Annotated in this window: 21 protein-coding genes and 2 pseudogenes; 13 read left to right on the top strand and 10 right to left on the bottom strand. The window is 40.3% G+C overall.

Annotation, left to right across the window (positions count from 1 at the left end; genetic code table 11):
- Positions 1–87: 87 nt before the first annotated feature.
- The 5 genes and pseudogenes from MTN97_RS09290 to MTN97_RS09270 all read left to right on the top strand — a co-directional run bounded on the left by MTN97_RS09290 (position 88) and on the right by MTN97_RS09270 (position 3,886).
- Positions 88–906: a class I SAM-dependent methyltransferase gene (locus MTN97_RS09290; RefSeq protein WP_036980256.1), complete on the top strand. Its 819-nt coding sequence runs from the start codon at positions 88–90 to the stop codon at positions 904–906.
- Between the two features lie 14 nt (positions 907–920).
- Positions 921–2,207 (top strand): phosphoribosylamine--glycine ligase, encoded by a 1,287-nt coding sequence (gene purD / locus MTN97_RS09285; RefSeq protein ID WP_036980257.1) that lies wholly within the window; start codon positions 921–923, stop codon positions 2,205–2,207.
- Between the two features lie 215 nt (positions 2,208–2,422).
- Positions 2,423–2,626 carry a 7TM-DISM domain-containing protein gene (locus MTN97_RS09280; protein ID WP_248474252.1) on the top strand — a complete coding sequence of 68 codons (204 nt, stop codon included), beginning with the start codon at positions 2,423–2,425 and terminating at the stop codon, positions 2,624–2,626.
- A pseudogene (locus MTN97_RS09275) lies at positions 2,599–3,049 on the top strand (EAL domain-containing protein); the annotation flags it as partial. The gene MTN97_RS09280 and the pseudogene MTN97_RS09275, both read left to right, overlap by 28 nt.
- 21 nt (positions 3,050–3,070) lie before the next feature.
- Positions 3,071–3,886, top strand: coding sequence for a DUF2797 domain-containing protein (locus tag MTN97_RS09270; RefSeq protein ID WP_248474251.1), 816 nt, complete (start codon positions 3,071–3,073; stop codon positions 3,884–3,886).
- Here the strand turns inward: MTN97_RS09270 and MTN97_RS09265 are convergent.
- Positions 3,859–6,387: an EAL domain-containing protein gene (locus MTN97_RS09265; RefSeq protein ID WP_248474249.1), complete on the bottom strand. Its 2,529-nt coding sequence runs from the start codon at positions 6,385–6,387 to the stop codon at positions 3,859–3,861. The two genes, MTN97_RS09270 and MTN97_RS09265, sit on opposite strands and share 28 nt — an antisense overlap.
- 76 nt (positions 6,388–6,463) lie before the next feature.
- Between MTN97_RS09265 and MTN97_RS09260 the strand changes: the two genes are divergently transcribed.
- On the top strand, positions 6,464–6,763 hold the full coding sequence (locus MTN97_RS09260; RefSeq protein WP_248474248.1) for a DUF4144 domain-containing protein: 300 nt from the start codon (positions 6,464–6,466) through the stop codon (positions 6,761–6,763).
- On the opposite strand, the gene MTN97_RS09255 is transcribed toward MTN97_RS09260, so the two are convergent.
- The 7 genes from MTN97_RS09255 to MTN97_RS09225 form a co-directional block, all read right to left on the bottom strand.
- Complete coding sequence (locus MTN97_RS09255; RefSeq protein ID WP_248474246.1) at positions 6,743–7,666, bottom strand: histone deacetylase family protein; 924 nt, start codon at positions 7,664–7,666, stop codon at positions 6,743–6,745. The genes MTN97_RS09260 and MTN97_RS09255 overlap by 21 nt on opposite strands.
- A gap of 103 nt (positions 7,667–7,769) precedes the next feature.
- Entirely contained in the window at positions 7,770–9,311 is a 1,542-nt protein-coding gene (locus MTN97_RS09250; RefSeq protein ID WP_248474244.1) for a serine hydrolase, read from the bottom strand.
- A gap of 27 nt (positions 9,312–9,338) precedes the next feature.
- A complete protein-coding gene (locus MTN97_RS09245; RefSeq protein ID WP_036980263.1) occupies positions 9,339–9,833 on the bottom strand; it encodes a gamma-glutamylcyclotransferase family protein in 495 nt (164 codons plus the stop codon).
- Positions 9,834–9,845: 12 nt separating this feature from the next.
- On the bottom strand, positions 9,846–10,472 hold the full coding sequence (locus MTN97_RS09240; protein ID WP_214553155.1) for a LysE family translocator: 627 nt from the start codon (positions 10,470–10,472) through the stop codon (positions 9,846–9,848).
- Positions 10,473–10,474: 2 nt separating this feature from the next.
- A complete protein-coding gene (locus tag MTN97_RS09235) occupies positions 10,475–11,257 on the bottom strand; it encodes a hypothetical protein (RefSeq protein ID WP_036980265.1) in 783 nt (260 codons plus the stop codon).
- Positions 11,258–11,260: 3 nt separating this feature from the next.
- On the bottom strand, positions 11,261–11,731 hold the full coding sequence (locus MTN97_RS09230; protein ID WP_013465976.1) for a CreA family protein: 471 nt from the start codon (positions 11,729–11,731) through the stop codon (positions 11,261–11,263).
- A 185-nt stretch (positions 11,732–11,916) separates the two neighbouring features.
- Complete coding sequence (locus MTN97_RS09225) at positions 11,917–12,696, bottom strand: hypothetical protein (RefSeq protein ID WP_248474242.1); 780 nt, start codon at positions 12,694–12,696, stop codon at positions 11,917–11,919.
- A 193-nt stretch (positions 12,697–12,889) separates the two neighbouring features.
- Here MTN97_RS09225 and MTN97_RS09220 point away from each other — a divergent pair, with 193 nt between their 5' ends.
- On the top strand, positions 12,890–13,219 hold the full coding sequence (locus MTN97_RS09220; RefSeq protein ID WP_013465979.1) for a 5-carboxymethyl-2-hydroxymuconate Delta-isomerase: 330 nt from the start codon (positions 12,890–12,892) through the stop codon (positions 13,217–13,219).
- A gap of 86 nt (positions 13,220–13,305) precedes the next feature.
- Here the strand turns inward: MTN97_RS09220 and MTN97_RS09215 are convergent.
- Both MTN97_RS09215 and MTN97_RS09210 read right to left on the bottom strand, forming a co-directional pair.
- Positions 13,306–13,821, bottom strand: a pseudogene (locus MTN97_RS09215) (methyl-accepting chemotaxis protein); the annotation flags it as partial.
- A 73-nt stretch (positions 13,822–13,894) separates the two neighbouring features.
- Entirely contained in the window at positions 13,895–14,125 is a 231-nt protein-coding gene (locus MTN97_RS09210) for a hypothetical protein (RefSeq protein WP_248474239.1), read from the bottom strand.
- Between the two features lie 534 nt (positions 14,126–14,659).
- Between MTN97_RS09210 and MTN97_RS09205 the strand changes: the two genes are divergently transcribed.
- The 6 genes from MTN97_RS09205 to MTN97_RS09180 all read left to right on the top strand — a co-directional run bounded on the left by MTN97_RS09205 (position 14,660) and on the right by MTN97_RS09180 (position 19,977).
- The gene (locus MTN97_RS09205; protein WP_248474238.1) at positions 14,660–16,003 is read left to right on the top strand and encodes an integrase family protein; all 1,344 of its coding nucleotides are present in this window, start codon (positions 14,660–14,662) and stop codon (positions 16,001–16,003) included.
- Entirely contained in the window at positions 16,000–16,836 is an 837-nt protein-coding gene (locus MTN97_RS09200) for a hypothetical protein (RefSeq protein ID WP_248474236.1), read from the top strand. Before MTN97_RS09205 ends, MTN97_RS09200 begins: the two co-directional genes overlap by 4 nt.
- Positions 16,837–16,907: 71 nt before the next feature.
- Positions 16,908–17,102, top strand: coding sequence for a helix-turn-helix transcriptional regulator (locus MTN97_RS09195; protein WP_248474235.1), 195 nt, complete (start codon positions 16,908–16,910; stop codon positions 17,100–17,102).
- Positions 17,103–17,104: 2 nt separating this feature from the next.
- Positions 17,105–17,434: a helix-turn-helix domain-containing protein gene (locus MTN97_RS09190; RefSeq protein WP_248474233.1), complete on the top strand. Its 330-nt coding sequence runs from the start codon at positions 17,105–17,107 to the stop codon at positions 17,432–17,434.
- 91 nt (positions 17,435–17,525) lie between these two features.
- Positions 17,526–17,849: a hypothetical protein gene (locus MTN97_RS09185; RefSeq protein ID WP_248474232.1), complete on the top strand. Its 324-nt coding sequence runs from the start codon at positions 17,526–17,528 to the stop codon at positions 17,847–17,849.
- The gene (locus MTN97_RS09180; RefSeq protein WP_248474230.1) at positions 17,836–19,977 is read left to right on the top strand and encodes a helicase RepA family protein; all 2,142 of its coding nucleotides are present in this window, start codon (positions 17,836–17,838) and stop codon (positions 19,975–19,977) included. The genes MTN97_RS09185 and MTN97_RS09180 overlap by 14 nt, the downstream gene beginning before the upstream one ends.
- Positions 19,978–20,078 lie beyond the last annotated feature (101 nt).

The raw sequence follows: 20,078 nt of genomic DNA, 5'->3' as shown, positions 1-20,078 counted from the left end.
CAGTTAGCTCTTTTTGTTTGCACCAAATTCACGTATTCTGCTTATTCTATAACCATGACTAACAATTATAATGTGAAGGATTAGACGATGAAATTTGCACTAAAATCTCTACTGGTTGCCACACTGTCATTAAGCTCAACAATGGTATTGGCACACAACCATGGCCACGACTCAGCATTAACAAATGCAGTTAAAGCAAGCGAGCGTAGCAGTGAGCGCGATCAATACCGCAATCCTGTAGAAACACTCGAATTTTTTGGCTTTAAACCATCTATGACCGTGGTAGAAATTGCCCCAGGTGGTGGTTGGTACAGTGAAATTTTAGCGCCAGCGCTGAAAGAGCAAGGCACCTATTATGCTGCGCACTTCCCTGCTGATTCATCGGTTGGTTATTACCAACGTTCTCTTGCTGGCTTTAAGGCTAAAATCGCTGAAGATGCCCGCTTTAGTCACGTTAAACTCACTGAGTTTGCCCCTTCTACACATTTAGATATTGCTCCTGCGGCTAGCGCCGATATGGTACTGACTTTTCGTAATGTCCATAACTGGTACATGAGCAAAGATAAAGAAGCTGCAAGCAATGCGTTTAAGTCTTTTTACAAAGCACTTAAACCTGGCGGCACTTTAGGTGTGGTTGAACACCGCCTACCAGAAGAGCAAGATGATGAGATGCAAAAATCATCAGGTTATATGAAGCAAAGTGTAGTTATTGCACTTGCTGAACAAGCAGGTTTTGAACTTGAAGCAAAAAGCGATATTAATGCAAACCCTCTTGATACAGCCGATCACCCTAAAGGGGTATGGACCCTTCCACCGAGCCTTAGACTTGGCGAGCAAGATGCCGCTAAATATAAAGCCATAGGTGAAAGCGACCGTATGACGCTGAAATTTAAAAAACCGCTTTAAATAGGATATTCGCCATGAATGTATTAGTCATTGGCAGCGGCGGCCGCGAACACGCACTTGCGTTCAAAGCCGCTCAAAATACAAAAGTAAACACTGTTTATGTTGCTCCAGGTAATGCGGGCACAGCTCTTGAGCCAAAACTTGAGAACGTAGCAATTAACGTTGAAGACCTTGATGGGCTACTTAGCTTTGCCCAACAAAATAATGTTGAGCTAACCATTGTTGGCCCTGAAGTGCCACTAGTATTAGGTGTTGTTGATAAGTTCCGTGAACACGGCTTAGCTATTTTTGGCCCAACCGCCGGTGCAGCCCAGCTTGAAGGGTCTAAATCGTTCACTAAAGACTTTTTAGCACGTCATGCTATCCCAACCGCTGATTACCAAACGTTTGAACAAATCGACCCTGCGCTTGCCTACTTAAAAGAGAAAGGCGCACCGATTGTTATTAAAGCCGATGGTCTAGCGGCTGGTAAAGGCGTTATTGTTGCCATGACCGAACGCGATGCTGAAGAGGCTATTCGCGATATGCTTGCGGGTAATGCCTTTGGTGACGCCGGTAGTCGTGTAGTCATTGAAGAGTTTTTAGAAGGTGAAGAAGCGTCGTTTATTGTCATGGTTGATGGTAAAAACGTACTGCCGTTTGCAACCAGCCAAGACCATAAACGCGCTTACAATGGCGATCAAGGTCCTAACACCGGTGGTATGGGTGCATACTCACCAGCGCCTGTAGTAACCGATGAAATTCATCAGCGCATTATGAACGAAGTGATCTACCCAACGGTAGAAGGTATGGCTAGCGAAGGCCATCCGTACACTGGCTTTTTGTATGCAGGCTTGATGATAGATGAGACAGGTACACCAAAGGTTATTGAATATAACTGTCGTTTTGGCGATCCTGAAACACAACCTATGATGCTACGCTTACAATCAGACTTAGTTGAATTAATTGAAGCTGCTAACCGTGTAGAGCTTGATAAAACCACCATTGAGTTTGATTCACGTGCTGCAGTAGGTGTTGTTTTAGCCGCTAAAGGCTACCCTGATAACTACCCGAAAGGCGATGCTATTAGTGGCTTGAAAGTAACTTACCCTGAAGGCGAAAAAGTCTTCCATGCAGGGACTAAGCAAGACGGTGATAACGTAGTGACTGCCGGTGGTCGTGTACTGTGTGCTACTGCACTGGGTAATACAGTTACACAAGCGCAGCAGCGTGCCTATAAACTGGTTGATGAAATCAACTGGGATGGCATGGAGTACCGTACTGACATTGCTTATCGCGCAATTGCTCGTGAACAATCATAACGATTGATAACTAACGAGTAAATTTTATAAAAGCGCAGATTATCTGCGCTTTTTACTGCTACACTATAAAAAAGTAATCTGGACATAGATTAATATTGGAATTTAAAACTTTACGCTATCATGCCATCGCGCTATACCATAGATAAAATAACCTCTGTTTACCTCGATCATGCGTATTACATAGCAAAAGCAAAACACAAAGTTTTGCAGAAGTAATGACCAAGCAGGCGCTATTTACACAGCAAAAATTTAACGATATACCTTGGAGCTTTGAACAGCAAAATTATTGGTTACGCCTCGATTTAGAAAATAAAAGCAGCCAACAAGAAGATGTGGTTACCCACTTTGATAACCCGATGGTAAATCATCTCACCATATATCGGCTCAATAAAAGTATCAGGTTGTCCCTCATTTATTGAAGTTTGAGCTGACTGAATCGGCGTTTGTCGAAAATCAAGATGCGTTGGTCACCTTAGTTGGTGAACTCGCCACACTGGGCGTTAAGGTGATGTTAGACGACTTTGGTACTGGTTATTCATCACTTAGCTACTTAGTTAACTATCACTTTAGTGAACTTAAAGTAGATAAGTCGTTTGTGTTTGATTTAACCGATAACCGGGCTCATCAGGTCATTGTGCAAATAGCCATAGATATGGCGCATAACTTGGGCCTTACTATCACGATTGAGGGAGTAGAAACTCAAGAAGTTCACCAGCTGCTCAACACTATGAAAGCTGACCCGTACCCAAGGCTATTTGTACGCAAAAGCACTCTCTTATGATAATTATTTAGACTTCTTGAACAGCCAATACCGCCTAAAAATGTTAAACTCCCCTTTTTAACATCTTTGGGGCCAAGTAAAGATGCAAGGTACACTGCGCAAATTAAAGTCGAGCTTAACAGAACCCGTTCAATATCATTTACCTGTAGGTGATGAACTGGTTGATTTAAATGCTTTAATAGGTAAACAATTGACTCTCACTTTTAGTGGCACAATTTTGTGTTCTAACTGTGGTAAAAAAACAAAAAAAAGCTATTCTCAAGGGCATTGCTTTGTATGTATGCGCAAGCTTGCAAGTTGCGACATGTGTATCATGAAACCTGAAACCTGCCATTACGATCAAGGCACCTGTCGCGAGCCACAGTGGGGTGAAGAAAACTGCATGATCCCGCATTATGTGTATCTAGCTAATACATCAGGGTTAAAAGTAGGCATTACTCGCTACACCCAAATACCTACCCGTTGGATTGACCAAGGGGCAACCCAAGCATTACCTATTTTTAAAGTACAAACTCGTTTACAGTCGGGCTTAGTGGAAGTGGCGCTCGCGCAGTTTATTGCTGATAAAACCAATTGGCGCAATATGTTAAAAGGGCAAAATGACGTGCTTGATTTAAAAGCCGCCGCCGCTGAACTGGTACCACAAATTGCTGATAAATTAACGGAACTTAGCGAATTATTTGGTGCGACAGCCATTACCCAACTCGATGAAGCGGTGGTTGAGCTTGATTACCCTGTTAGTGAATACCCAAATAAAATAAGCTCATTTAACTTTGATAAAGACCCCGTTGTTTCTGGCATATTGCAAGGCATTAAAGGCCAATATTTAATTTTTGATAGCGGCGTTATTAATATTCGTAAGTTCACCTCTTATGAAGTGAGTGTAGACTCAGAATAACCTTTTGCTGCTTGGTTATAAAATGCTATCCACTGCTGCTGCGTTAATGGATGGCAATAATAATAGCCCTGAATAACATTGCAGCCTATTTCGACTAAGTGTGCCTCTTGCGAGGCATGCTCAACGCCCTCAGCAACCACATTCAATCCTAAACTTGTCGCCATGGCTATAATGGCCGCCACAATTTGGCTATTGCCATACTCATCAGGAATCTTAGCAATAAAGCTCGCATCAATTTTTAATGTGTTAAACGGTAATTTGGTTAAATAACTGAGTGCAGAATACCCCGTACCAAAATCATCCAGCGCAATATGCACGCCCAGCGCTTTGAGCTGCTGTAGTTGCTCTTTTGCCTGTGAAAACGAGCTAATAAAGCTGCTTTCGGTCAGCTCAATTTCAAGTAAGCTGCCAGGTAATTGGTAACGAGTAAGCATCGCTTTAATATTATCAGCCAACTTACCTTGGCTTAAATGACACGCAGATACATTAATCGCTAAACGTCCGGCATCAATCCCCTGCGCTTGCCAAAGGGTTAACTCTTTACCTGCTTGGTTTATAACCCATAAATCTAAACGCACCACTAAACCTAGCTCTTCAGCAAGCGGAATAAACTGCGCTGGCGAAATAGTACCTAAATCAGGGTCATGCCAACGCAGCAGTGCTTCAGCTCCCATAATCAACCCTGTTTTTAAACATTTTTTAGGCTGAAAATAAAGCTCAAACTCATCATTTTCGAGTGCATGCTGAAAGCGGCTCATCATCGCTAAACGCTCTAAAGATCGGGCATTCATTGACGGTTGAAACAACTGAAACGAATTGCGACCGACATCTTTTGAGCGATACATGGCAATATCAGCATGCTTTAATAATGTTTCACTGTCTAAGCCATCATCAGGGTAAACAGCCGCCCCTATGGACGCAGTAACACCAACCTCAAAGCCTTCAAGCTTAAACGGTGTATTTAAGTGATTTAAAATACTCTCAGCAAGGGTGATAGCACCTTCTACATTATTTATTTCGCATAATACAACAAACTCATCTCCCCCTAATCGCGCCAGCGTATCACCCTCATTTAAGCTATTGATGATGCGCTCTGATACTAATTTTAATAGCATGTCACCGGCATTGTGACCTAAGCTGTCATTCACCTCTTTAAAACGGTCAAGGTCAATAAACATTACCGCTAGCATCTGTTTATCTCTGTGCGCTGAGGCGAGTGCCATAGAAAGTCTATCATTAAATAAACGCCGGTTAGGTAAGCCAGTTAGCTCATCAAAATACGCTAACTGCACCACTTTTTCTTCTGCGCTTTTTCGCTCAGTTATGTCACTAAAAATAGCGGCGTAAATCACATCACTATAACTTGGCTCTTTTATTTCTATAATACTGAGCCACTCAATATAAATATCGCCAGATTTTTTACGATTATGAATTTCCCCCTGCCATACCCCTGTTTTGGCAAGCGAATCCCACATTTTTATATAAAAGTTTTTATCATGACGCCCTGAACTCAACATATTGGGTCGCTTACCAATCACCTCATATTCTTTGTAACCGGTTAAATGGGTAAATGCAGGGTTTACTTGCATAATCACTCCATTCGAGTCGGTGATCATGATGCCATCTAGAGAGGAGTCGATAATTTTATTGGCTAAAAATAAATTACGCTGTGAGTGCTGCAATGCAATATCACGCTGCTGAAGTACTTTTTCAAGCTCACAACAATAAGCCGTTTCAATTTCATTAATTAAGTTTTCAAGCGACAACACGCCATTAATTTGATCGTTTTCGCTAACCACTAAATGCCGAATATTACTTTCCGACATCAACCTGTAAGCATCAAAAAGGCTGTCTTGGGGGCTTATCTGATAAAGGGGGCGACTGGCTAAATCCCAACAAACAAGATGATTATGCTGCTCGGTGATGAGCTTTAGTAAGTCGCGCTGAGTAATAATGCCATGAACATTTTCATCCTCATTAAACACCAAAATCACTTTCTCTGCGTATTCACGCATCATGCCCACCGCGTCATTGATTGCCAATGAACTCGGTACTATCCGTATGTTTTTATTATATTGATCATTAATAGGTCTAAATTGTAAGTAATGCTCTAGCCCTTGATTGTTTACAATATCTGTAATGCTGATCACGCCGCTGGGAATGTCATTTGTATCGGTTACTAACAAATGCCTTACACCCTGCTTATTAAACACCATGGCCGTCTCGGTTAATAATTGTTGACTGGGCACACTTAATACAGGGCTCGACATAACGCTTTCAATCACTAACTGCCTAAGTGAGCGATTAGAAAAGTTAAGTGTTAAACAATCGGTTTCAGTCCATACGCCTATTATTTGTTGCTGTTGTTTTACAAAAATAGCGCTAACATTATGCGCTCGCATTAGTTTCACCGCTTCAATTAAAGGGGTATCCTTAGCGCAGGCGATCACCTTATTGGTAAAAACATCGCATACTTTTTGATAGCGGCTAGTGTGAGGCATTGCTTCTACTTCCAAAATTAAACCAATTAATGACTATAAATTATTCAGTAAAAAACAATTTGATTTAGGACAATAGATGAGCATCAGTTACCCACAAATTATTATTTATAATGATGAAATTGAGCTAATGGAGCACGCCAATGATTTACACGACTTTATTTACACTATGGAAGCAAGTGAGCAGCAAAAAGTTATTATTTTAGATAAGGTTAATGGCTATCAAAGCTTAAGCGGCCATTCGCTCACGGCGCTCAGTGCAAGCCAATTAGCAGAGCTAGTAAAAGAATATTTAGCAAAAGAAGGGCAATGCTGCTTAAGTAAAATAGAGCAGCTAACTCCAGATCAGGCATTCAGGTTACTCGCCGAAATCAACTAGCGCTTTAACGTGTGCAATCGCGCTGCGCCCGAGTGCCGACAGTGAGTATCCTCCCTCTAAATAAGAAATAATTCCTAAACAATGATGCTGTTGGCTAAATTGCGCTAACTGCTCAGTAAGCCATATATAATCACTTTCAACAAACTTAAGACTGGCCATGTCATCTTCTAAATGTGCGTCAAATCCCGCGCTTATAAAAAGTAGTTCGGGCTTAAACTCTGTTAATTTTGGTAGCCATTGTTGCTCATAAAGTGATTTTAAATCAGCACCATCACTAGCTATCGGTAAAGGTGAATTTACCAGTGTGGCATTATTTTTAATGGCGGTATTAGGATAAAATGGATATTGAAATAACGAGCACAGCAACACATTTTCATCATCCATAAAAATATCTTGAGTCCCATTGCCATGGTGTACGTCAAAATCAACAATGGCAATGCGTTTTACCCCTTTGCTTTGTGCATATTTAACTGCAATCGCAAGGTTATTAAACACACAAAAACCAGAAGAGCTATCTCGGTTAGCGTGATGCCCTGGCGGGCGTACTGAACAAAACGCAGCGTCTAACTTACCCTCTAAAATCTCATCAACAGCGAGTAACCCTGCTCCGACTGCACGCTCAATGGCCTTTAAAGAGTCGGGGCATAACCACGTATCTCCATCAAGATCGCTGAGCCCTTCGTTTGGGATCATGTCTTCTACATGCTTAATATGCTGCTCACTGTGCGCCAATAAATAATGTTCGCGCAGTGCTTTAGGGGCTTGTTTTTGCTCTATAGCCACATCCAGTCCACTAGCAAGTAAACGGTCATTAATCGCATCTAAACGCTCTGGGCATTCTGGATGATCGTCAATCATTTTATGTTTACGACAGTGAGGATGAGAAATAATCGCAGTGCGCATAGCTAACTCCAAATATAAGTTGCTTAACGAGTATAACAAAGCCACCTTGTGGTGGCTTTGCGACTTTGGTTGATACTAAACGACTATTTAACCAAAGTTATGGTTATTTAGCTTTTAAATCGAGATTTCTAAAATCAAAGCTAAAATCGGTTACCTGCGTTGAAACTGCATTCATTTTCGCTGATTCTACGCGGTTATCGGCGCTCATAGAAAAGCGAATAAAGGCATCTGCCTCTAATAGCTTTTCATCCCATTTAACAATAAAAGTATTACCTGTGTAATGCTTCAGCTCACCTTTAAGGCGTTTTGTATGGGTAAAATCAATGCGTAATTTACCATCTAGTTCTTCAACAATTACATCGCCATACCAATCATCATGTAATGTACCGGTGTAGTTTATATTAGGCAATTGCGGTTGAATATCTGTTGGCGCTTTTGGTGCGGCGCTAGCATAGGCTTTTTCTTTACCTGCAAAATGCTTCTTAGCTAACTCTTCAACCCAATCTTTATCTTCAAGCTCGAGTACATCTTCAAGTACTTCATGAGTCACTGCCGATAATGCAGAAAATGCTTGTTGGTTGCTTAATATCACAATCCCCACGTTTTTTTCTGGTAGTAAAGTCACCTGCGATACCATACCTAAAATGCCGCCACCATGTGCCAGCTTTTTAACGCCGTGGTAATCTTCTATACTCCAACCTAATCCGTAACCTCTAAATTGTTGATGATACGCTTTATAGGCACTTTTAGATGCCATTGACGTAATATGTGGATGCCACATTTGTGCTTGCTGCTTTTCACTAAATAACTGCTCGCCATTAGGCATTTTGCCACCAGCAAGTTGAGTACGTAGCCATTGGCTCATATCATTTACGCTTGATGCAATGGCGCCTGCCCCTCGAAAGTCTTCAAGGTAATTAACAAAAAAAGGATGCAATTTGCCATCCATTGGGATGTGTCCAATCGCCCAGTTTTTGTTATTTTTTGCGATACGCGAAAAGCCAGCGCGCGAGTTAGTCATGTTAAGTGGCTGTAGAATATTTTTTTCAATGTAGTCGTTCCAGCTCATCCCCGATATACGCGCAACAACTTCACCAGCGGTAACAAACATTAGGTTGTTATAAGCATATTGGCTACGAAAACTGCTCGCGGGTTTTAAATATTTCAGCCCAGATAAAATATCGGCTACCGATTTATCGGTACTTGGCCAAATCATTAAATCGCCTTGACCAAGCCCTAAACCGCTACGATGACTAAGTAGATCGCGTATGCGCATTTCACGAGTAACGTAAGAGTCGTACAATCTAAACTCAGGAATATGGTCAATTACGCGGTCATCCCAGCTTAACTTACCTTCATCCACCAGCTTAGCCAATGCTGCACTGGTAAATGCCTTGGTATTTGAAGCAATGCCAAATAAAGTGTCTTTATTCACCTTGCTATTCGTATCAAGGTTGGCAACACCAAAGCCTTTAGCGAATACGACTTTGTCATTTTCAACAATGGCAACGGCCATTCCGGGTACATCAAAACGTGTCATTGAGGCGTTGATCACCTCTGAAATTTTATCGGTATCAACCGCTGCAGAGCTCGTAAATGCCCAGCCAGCCAATAATGCGGCTGTGGCTAATTTTTTTAGTTTCATAGTGTTACCTTAGGTTATTATTTTTGTTTAGTCTTGATGAACCGCAAATTCTATTTCGGCGCGCGCTTTATTAGTATCTTGCTTACTTGGGTAAGCTAAAATCCGTTGACTGTAGTGTTCGGGTACGCCCGCCTCAAGTGCGCCGCGGTATACATGCTGCACGTACCAATCATAAGGTAGCAGTGTGTCGTCATGTGTGTTTGCGATGTAGCAGTGTACATTAATGTCACCGTCATCTAGAAGGCTCACGGTTAAATCAACACAGTCGTAATTAGGGCCTTCAATTTTATCTAAGATCTCTTTTTCGGCTTCATTAAGCTGATACACCACCCCATATACCACAGCATCGGGTTCATTGGTGGGCACAATAGTGCATTTACCTGAACCATCTGAAAAGGCCATATTAAAGGTTAACTTATAGCCCTTTAAAAGTGCCGTACCCACACGTTTTGCATTAGGTAAACGTGCCAATAAACGATTAGATGACATATTAGAGCCAAACGAAAAATTATATAACGCCATACTATTCCTTCTTTAAATAACAACTCGCACAGCCAGTGCGATTAAAATAATGCCAATGCCGCGGTCAAACCAATAACCACTTTGCTGAAAAAAATCACGTACACGCGCTTTTGATAACAATAGCGACAAAATAGAAAACCAAGCCCAGGTAGCAAGCGCCATATAAACGCCGTATCCCATTTGTATTATTACCGGCGTAGTTGGGCTAATCACTAAGGTAAACAACGACATAAAAAATAACGTAGCCTTAGGGTTAAGTGCATTGGTAAAAAAGCCACGTCGAAACGCGCGCCATGGTGACTCAGCTGCAAGGCTGGGTTTTGCAGCCGGTTCTGATGAGGTATTTGTAGGTTTAGCGGCGCGCAGTGCCTGCACGCCTAAATACGCTAAATACGCGCCCGCTATATATTTAAGCGCCATAAACAACGCAGGTGATTGAGTTAACACCAGCGCAACTCCCAATACACAATAGGCTATGTGTAATAAAATGGCCACACCAACACCGGCACTTGTCCATAACGCATTGCGCCTGCCGTGTTGTACACTTTGTTTAAGGACTACCGCAAAGTCGGGCCCAGGGCTTGCCACCGCAAAAAAATGAGCCACTGCAATTAATAAAAATTCATCGATATAGTTCATACTTAACTGGCTTGCTCTGGCGAAATAGCCTGTAATAATGGGTTAGCCGATTGATTAATCAAGGCTTTTATTTCTTTTTGCGCTTTTTTAAATTGGCCTCGTAAATGCGGTTTTAAATGTTTTTTGGAGTGTTTATCTTGCTTAAAGTAGCTCACTAACGCATGCATAAATACGGTATGCGTTTCACTGAGCGTCGCTTCGCGATTTGCATACGGGTTATAACATGAGCCACAGCCACCTTTAAACTGGTACACGGTATTGCTCATCATTACCCCAAAGCCTAAAAAACACGCTAAAGCATCAGTGGCTTGCGGTAAATACTCTTTACCACCTGGGGGTAATACCCCTACGTGATGAATTAATATGGTGGCAAGCGTACCGGCAAAACTCGCCACTAAATCTTGCGGTTGATTAATTTGATTAGGGTTAAACGACACATTAATAGTATGACTGGCTGGTACTATTAAATGACACTCTTCGCCACGTAAATGCTGACTAAATTCAAAGTGTGGAAACACCTGTGGTTGTAATTGTTGCGGTGCAACCAAGGTTACTGGCCATTCATTCATACCAGCGTATTGCTTAACACGCGCAAACACTTTGCTGGCCATTTCCTCAATACTTGAAACCGAGTCAGGAAAAAACTCAACCGTTGGTAAAATAACTTGGCTGTGCTTGGTAAAAAAATCCAAATCAAAGTTTTCTGCTGCCCAAATAAAGGTATCAATCAGCCATTGTTGTTCTTGTTCTGCCAATAAGGGCTTTGATTTAAATAGAGTTAACATAAACTACTCTTGCCCCTTCGCCCATTGCCATGCTTGTGTATTGTACAAAGGCACCGTAGAGAGCGCATGATGATGACTGCCCGTAGACTCTTTCGTTGAGTATGATAAATATAATAATGTATGTGTTTTAGCATCATAAATACGGCGCACTTTTAATGACTTAAACAAAATACTCTTAGATGATTTAAACACGACTTCACCGGATTTACTGCGGTCGATAGACTGTAATTGGTCTGGCGTTATTGGCCCCGTTTGACGACAGGCAATCGACATATCTGAGGGGTCTGAAAAATCTAGATTCGCCTCAATATGGCTAATATGACAGGTTACACCGGTCACTAGCGGGTCTTGCTGTGAATTAACCACCACATCTTTAGTGGTAAATAGCCCAAGACTTACTGAAGCAACATCATCAGAGCACCCTGCAAGCCCTGCTAAGCATACAATTAAACCACCCATTTTGAGATACTTCATAGCAAGTCCTTCGTTCATATTAAAAATTAAGTTACGCCTTATACTAAACGCTTTCACCGCGATAAAACAAATTTTATCCACCAACTCAATGCTGTAATGATTTAAAGGGTATTTCGCAGCAAGATACACTATAAAAAAGGCACGCCCGAGGGAGTGCCTTTGCAAACAAATACAGCTAAAGGTTATTAAAAGCTATATTGCGCACCTAGATAAACATAACGACCGGCACCGCCGCCGTAGCCACTATAAAAGTTACCACGACCACTTGGGTAAAATGCCCCTTTGTCGTCAAATACATTGTTAATACCGCCAAATACACGTAAGTCACTTTTATCAGTCAGTGCCAGAGTGTAGGACGCTGATAAACTATGCTTTAAAAATGAGCCATAATCTTGATACGCAAGTGGCTCTGGGATTGCAATACAATCGGCACCGCCCGCAGCACAGCGCTCATCGTTTGCAGCAACATACTCAAGGTAGTCTTTCTCATCTTCTTGGCTTGCTTTAAACGCGCCTACGTAATTTGTACGCCAGCGGATAAGTAAATCATCCATTTTCCATACAATCGACATAGCGGCTTTATCTTTTGAGCGCCCATAACCTGCATACTGTGAAGTAACACTGTTACCATCTAACCCTTTATAGGTTTGCGAGTTTTCAATGATGTGATTGTAATAAAGCTTAAATAACAAGTTGCCATAGCTGCCGATGTCATATTTGTAAGTTGCAACGACATCGTAACCGCGCGCAGTTAACTCATCCAAGTTATGTTCACGCTGTAGAGTTTTTACAATGTTACCTTCGTCGTTACGGGTAATATCGCTACAGTATTCGTTATCACTGCCCCACGCAGCCTCTGAGTCATAACATTCGCGCATGATGTTTTCGTTACTTATTTCATAAATTGCAATTACAAATACCAACTGGCTTGTGTGCACTTCGTATAAGTCACCACAAATTGACATAAAACGTATCAACCAAAAATATTTGCCATAATAAATCTAAAATTAAACACGCTACAGGTCTTGTAATTGCTTAAATGAGTTTATTGCTAAAAATATGTTCAAGCTACATTTTTAAAAATTAAGCGTTATGGGGTTAGCGTGTACAAACCCGTTTGGTATAATTAAATAAACCAATCTAAAGAGGATACGTTAAATGCCACACATTATTATTGAACACTCAGAAGATCTGCCTTTACTACCTCAAGTTCTTGTGGAAAAAATCCATACAACAACGTTTGAAAGTGGCTTATTTGATTTAGAAACAATAAAGACTCGCGCTATTGCTTATCAGCATTATCAGTTAGGTGTGGGTAAAGAAGGGTTTATTCATATTGCGGTGCATATTATGGCTGGGCGTTCCATTGAGCAAAAGCAACTACTAAGTGAGCAATTACTAGCCTGCTTGCAAACGTATTGCAGAGCCTCTGACAGTTTAAGCGTAAATATTTACGAAATGGATCACGAGATTTACCGTAAAAACTAACCGCCATTACAACATCATAGTTATAGGCGAGAGCGCTATAACTATGATGATTTCCTCGCTCAACTGATTTTTTAATTAAATCGTGTTTAAAGCGTAAACTTACCCAGTAAATCCCTTAAAATATTCGATTCTTTATTTAAACCGTTACAAAGCTGCTCTGACTTTTTCATATTTTCTTTGGTTTGCTCTGCCGAATCGGAAATCATCACAATATTTTGGCTAATTTCTGAGGTTGCTAGTGTTTGCTCTCGCGTTGCAGTAGCCACTGAGTTGTTTAACTCGCTTAGTAGTACAATTTCCTGTGAAATACCATTTAATGTATGGCCGGTTTCTTTTAAGCGCTCGGCATTTTCTAGGGTGTTTTTGCTGCCCAATTCAATCGCTGTTACCGTGCTTGAAGCTTTAGCATTTAACGAATCAATCATCTCATTAATTTGCTCTGTAGACTCCGCGGTACGTTGCGCAAGCGTTCTTACTTCGTCAGCAACTACCGCAAAGCCACGGCCCTGCTCACCCGCTCTCGCCGCCTCAATAGCCGCATTTAACGCCAATAAATTAGTTTGCTCGGAAATCCCTTTAATTACATCCAATACATGAGAAATTGATTTAATCTTTTATATGTTTGAGGTAATCAATAAATTTACCTCGGCTTTGCGCATCTTCATTGTTATTCATCTATTGCTGCACAAATAAGTTTTGCGCTATTTCTTTGCCTACAACAATAGGTGTAGAAAGTTCCAGCTCTATTTGGCTTTTAACTTCACTAAGCGCAGTCGGTAAATCTACTTTTGCTAGTTTTTCTTCTGTATTTGAGCGAATACTATTGGAAAAGATGAGAGTAGATATTGCTAAAGGAGCAGTAACAGCCAGAATAAGGCTGAGGTATACTTTTCGTTTTAATAACATAGAACACCTAAGAATAACTAAGCAGTATTTTATATACTGCACACAATTAATAGTAGAGACATTAAAGGGCATAAAGTAAAGATTTTTATAATAAAACCCCATAACACTTTAATAGTAGATTCAACTGTGTTTATTACAATGTATTCAATAGAATTAATACAGAAATCAGTGCACTGGTGAAAAATACGATAGAAATAACAAAAGCGAATTTTATAAACTAAGAAAATGAGTTTTTATGTACTTTGAAAGCGTGTAAAAGTGGTGGCCCCTCCCAGACTCGAACTGGGGACCTAACGATTATGAGTCGATGAATAAAAGCATTTACGCGCATAGATAAACACTCCCAACCCCTTATTTTCAAAGGCTTTAACCCCTCCCCTCTTTTTTGGCATATTGGTCCGTATTGATGTATATTGTCCGTAAAGTGATCCGTAGAGCGTCCGTGGGACGTCCGTGACAGATCCGCAGACAATAAAAAGCCCCAACTATGCGCCAACATAATTAGGGCTACCAAAGAACCATAAGGGGTTTCGAATGGCTAAAACTAATAATACCACTAATCGAGTAAACTTTACCGCTGAACGTGTCCGCACTTTTAAATGTGCCGAGGGTAAGAAAGAATCTTTTTTATGGGATAGCGGTTGCACGGGTTTAGGTATAAGGGCTTATTCATCAGGTAAAAAAACATATACCTTTAGAGCTGCAATAAACGGAAAAACAAAACGGGCTGTAATTGGTCCTGTAGATGCGTTTGATATTGATGAAGCACGGGCAAAGGCTCGAGAGTTTCAATCAAGTGCTAAAGACTATATTAGCCCAGCCAAGCTTAAACGCGAAAAAGCAGCAAAAGAACTTGCCGAAGAACAAGAAGAATTGCGCGGCACTATAAAGCTTAAACAAGTATGGCTTGAGTACATAGACGCAAACAAAAGTCGCTGGGGTGAAAAGCATTACAACGATCATCTAAAATCAATCCAAGAACCTAACCAACCATGGGCAAGAGGTAAGGGCCGCTTAACTAAAGCTGGCTGTTTATATCCACTCATCGAAACAAAGCTAAAAGATTTAACATCGAAAAAAATCGAACGATGGTTACAAAAAGAAAATGAGACTCGCGCAGGTGTTGCCGCTCAAACCTACCGCTTATTGTTTGCCTGTTTAAACTGGTGTAGTGAGCAAGATAAATATTCAGGCTTAATTGATGTAGCAAAGCTAAAAACAAAAGACGTAAAAAAAACAGTCGTTAAACTAAGCGCTCGAACCGATAGCTTGCAAAAAGAACAGTTACCCGCCTTTTTTAAATATGTAAGACAAATACAAAATCCTGTTATTTCAGCGTTTGTGCAAACACTACTTTTAACGGGTGCACGAAGAAATGAGCTGGTGGGCCTTAAATGGACCGAATTAGATTTACAATGGAATAGTATGACCATACGCGATAAAGCCACCAGCAGCGGTTCAGACTCAGGTTATAGGGTAATTCCTTTAACGCCTTATGTAGCTAGTTTGCTTGTTAACCTACCCCGTAGAAATGAATGGGTTTTCTCTACTCCCTCAGGCGTATCAGGTAAATTAACAGACCCAAGAAAAAGCGTTGAACCCGCACTAATAGCCGCTGGTATTGAGGGCTTAACCTTGCACGGTTTAAGACGCAGCTTTTCAAACCTATCTGAATGGGTAGAGATTCCAACGGGCGTAGTCGCTCAAATCATGGGACACAAACCCAGTGCCACCGCTGAAAAGCATTACAAACAAAGGCCGCTCGATTTATTAAGGAAGTGGCACACAACGTTAGAAGCTTGGATATTAGAACAGGCTGGTGTTGAAATACCAGAAAGTAATGAACAGCGTTTAAAGCTTATTCAGGGTCGATTATGAGTGACAGTGATAAATTTAATAAAAGCAAGAAAGCGGCTTTTAAGCATCTTAAAGCAATAGGATTATTTGATAAATTTAAAGAGAGTTTACAAAATGCCCCACCTAAAAGCACCGTTATTTTTTATGACGATGGTCATGTTTGTATCTTGGGGGAAACTGGGCAAAGATTTTTAAAAAAACCACAAATATTTTTTGATTCATATTGCCCTAATGGCGAGTTTATATCGAAACCAATAGCATTTTCAGAAAGAGCAATGAAGAAAGCTATAAAAATACGCCAGTCATTAGAAGAGGAAGGGTACTTTTTACAACCGAAGGCTAATAGAAAGCTATCTTTGATTGATGCAGGTAATGAGTTTGTACTCAGCCATTTCGGAAAAAGAACAACAACAGAAACGATGCTTGAACTTAAGCTTAGCTATTTGGAAAACATAATAATCGCGTTAAGTAATAGCAGTACGGAAGATGAAAAGCTTAACGCTACTTATGAGCTTGGGGCTTTAGAACAAAAAATGAGTATTTATGGTGAATATGGCTCATCGCAACGTAAAGTAGCTAGCCAAGAAAGAAAGAAGGGATTAAGCGAAATTTTTGAAAAATTGAGGGAAAGAAAAACTGCTGGTGAGAAACCAAAAGAGCTGTGGTATGAATTTGTGTCTATGCTTCACGAAAAAAAAGAGACTTATGATCAGGTTCAAGAGTCAACTACGAACTTAGCTAACAGTAAAACATGGAAAGTGTCTTTTTTAATACTTGCAAATAGAGATGATAAATCACCAAAAGAAGAGCACATGACCTATGAACGTTTCCGTAGACGGTTAAATGAAAAATAGTCGTCTAACCACGGCTAACACCACTTTCAAATTAGAGTGATGACAACATAAAACAATATGAGTACATCACTATGAAAATATATACCACCCAAAACTTAACTACAGACCAACTTGGCGAGGCTGTTCGTTATAACCCTAACAGCATTAGAAGCCGCCTATGCAAAACTGGCAGCTTTTACGGCATTAAACCAACCAAACTCCCGTCAGGCCGCTTATTGTGGCCAGCTGATGAAGTACAGGCTTTATTAGCAGGTAAGGGGGCTTAACTATGAAAAAACATACCTTATCAACTCAGGCCCAAGTAAAGATAGTAGCTAGATACATTATCAAGCACGGCTCAATTAACAGATATGATGCCGACAAGCTTGGCGTTTGCAGTTTAGCCCCTCGTATTAATGAGCTAAAAGAGAAAGGTTTTAAAATCCTAAGCCATAGAGAAGTGGCTATTGATTTGCACGGCCTTAAACATAGTCGCGTTAGTCGTTACTGGATTGATTTGCAAAATATGGATAAAGAGGAGCAAGAGAAGTTATTTAATTTTATAGGAGATGCTGCCAATGGTTCTAATTATGAAAATAAAAAACCGACTAAGGGTTAACTCAATCGGCTTAAATATTTTTTGATATATAACCAAAAGCTGGTGGTTTAGTTTGCAGACGGAACCACCAGCCGCAAGGAAATAATACATTATGAATAACATAATTAACAGTACGCAATTTATTACAGCGATCAAGGGTAAGCCCCAAGTAGGTTTTTGTATTGATGACGATAGCACGGCTTGGGTAAATACAAAGATTCTTGCTAACCCTTTAACTATATTGAACGCTGCATTTGATGGCGTTGCCGTTATCACTATTAATTCTGAACAATTTGTTTGCGCTGAATGGGCAAAGATTGAACTTAACCAAGCCTTTTATGATGACACTCAAGCGCTTGAAATTATCGCTCAATTTTTTGAATTAATAGACAAAGAAAAACAAAAAATACTGGGGGCTTATCATGCAAAGCACTAACACTTTTATTAGTGGATTTGGTAAACATTACACCAATAACCCCGATAAGGTTGGCAAGCTATGTTATCACGCTAGTTTTCCTGAAATAGATGTGACACACATTGAAAACTTGCTATCTAATCCGCAACAAGTTGATAAAGACAAAGCGCAATGGGCTATCTTTTCAAACTTACAAAGTCGAGTTCATGCCGAGCAGAGACAGAACGGCTTATACACTGCCTTATGGTGCGATATTGATGATACTCAAATCACCATTGATGAATTAAACGACCACTTATTTAATATAGTAGGCGATTGCTTATTTTATACATATACAAGCCGAAGCCATACATTAAAAGTGCCTAAGTATCGCGGTATTATTTTGTTATCTACTGCCGTTACTGGTGCCGAATATGAGCATTTACAGGCGATATTAAACGATAAGCTAAGTGAGTTAGGTATAACGCCCGATAGAGCAACAGAGAGAGCAGCACAGCCTTGTTACTTGCCTAATAAGGGTGAAGTGTATAGCTATCGAATTAGCACTTTCGAAGATATCAGGTTTTCACCTGACAGCTGGGCAAGTGAAGTAACACAAAAGCAACTGGTTAAGGAGGAAGAACTAAAAGCAATTGATGCAAAAAAGCAGCAAGCTATATTAAGCCGCTCAAAGTCTATTGCTAATGGTGTTTCTGTTATTGATGCTTTTAACCAATCACACAGCGTTGAGCTTTGCTTTTCAATGTATGGGTACACAAAAACAGCTGGACGCTGGTTAAGTCCTTTAAGCCAAAGCAAATCACCCGCAGTGGTTGTAAAAGATAATAAATGGATATCTCATCATGGTAGCGATATTGATCATGATATTGGCAGCCTATCACCAGACGGAACTTGCTGTTTTGGTGATGCGTTTGATTTAGTCGTATTTTTTGAATATCAGAACGACAGAGCAGCAGCATTAAAAGACTTAGGTAATACCTTACAAACAAATCAGGGTATTAGCCTTAACCAAGCTAACCAGCGGGAATATATGGCACAAAATGATCAGGTTAATACTATGGCATCGTTTGAAGATTTAACGGGTGATAAACCACTATTCGATCTTACTCAATTTTCATTAAATGGCAGCTCACAAGAGATGGAAAGTAAAATGTTAGATGATAAGTTTGTACTTGGAAGAATGGCTATTTTAGGGCAAGCGACAGCGTTTTACGCAAAGCCTAACGCAGGCAAAACCCTAATGACATTATGGCTTTTAATTGATGCAATTAAACGCGAAGAAGTAACAGCGAAGAGCGTTTTTTATATTAACGCTGATGATAATCACAAAGGCTTAGTTCAAAAGTTAAGATTAGCTGAAAAACACGGTTTTCATATGCTGGCGCCATCGTATAACGGGTTTAATTCGAATGATTTTTTGCCAATGATTAACACTATCATTTCACAAGGAACCGCCAGCGGTACAGTAATCATTTTAGATACACTCAAAAAGTTTACTGATGTAATGGATAAAAAAATAGGTACCGAGTTCGGTAAAGTTATCCGTGCTTTTGTTTCTAATGGTGGCACTGTAATTATGCTTGCTCACACAAACAAGCACAGAGACAACGATAACAAAGTTGTATTTTCAGGAACGAGCGATATTGTTGATGATATAGATTGTGCATATACGTTAGATATAACAAGCGAAGATGCTTTCAATAAGACGGTTACCTTTGAAAACTTTAAAAGTCGCGGTGATGTAATTAAAAAGATTTCTTACAGTTATAGCACTGCCGATGGTCAAAGCTATTATGATTTGCTTGATTCAGTGGAAGAAGTCGACAACGAAAGAGCGGCTGTAATTCAAGCGCAAAACCTTGTAGATATTAAGCTAAGGAAAAATGAAGTTATCATTGATGCGGTTTTAGATGTTTTAAGAGAGGGTGTGAACAGTAAGACAGATTTAGCCGAGCTAGTGAGGAAGAACACGGGCGAAAGTCTTAAAAAAGTTCACACTATTTTGAAAGAGCATGAGGGTAATAACTTTATGAAAGGTCATCGTTGGCGAGTTTCTAAAACTGATAAAAACAAGCATATTTATATTCCTATTAGTGCTTGTTCTGAACCAACAACAAGCAATGACTATTTAAGAGCTAAACACGGCTGATTGACGAAGCCCCTTAATTGGGGCTTTTTTGTGCTTATTAATAAGACCCCCACACCCCCCCCTAAAAAAAGTACAAAGTTTAAAAAGTTCGAAAAATTAAA

The sequence above is a fragment of the Pseudoalteromonas sp. 2CM36K genome (assembly GCF_023161865.1).
In the GTDB taxonomy this organism is placed as follows: domain Bacteria; phylum Pseudomonadota; class Gammaproteobacteria; order Enterobacterales; family Alteromonadaceae; genus Pseudoalteromonas; species Pseudoalteromonas tetraodonis.
Note: the sequence above shows the minus strand (reverse complement) of the source record. Positions and strands in the feature narration are given on the sequence as shown.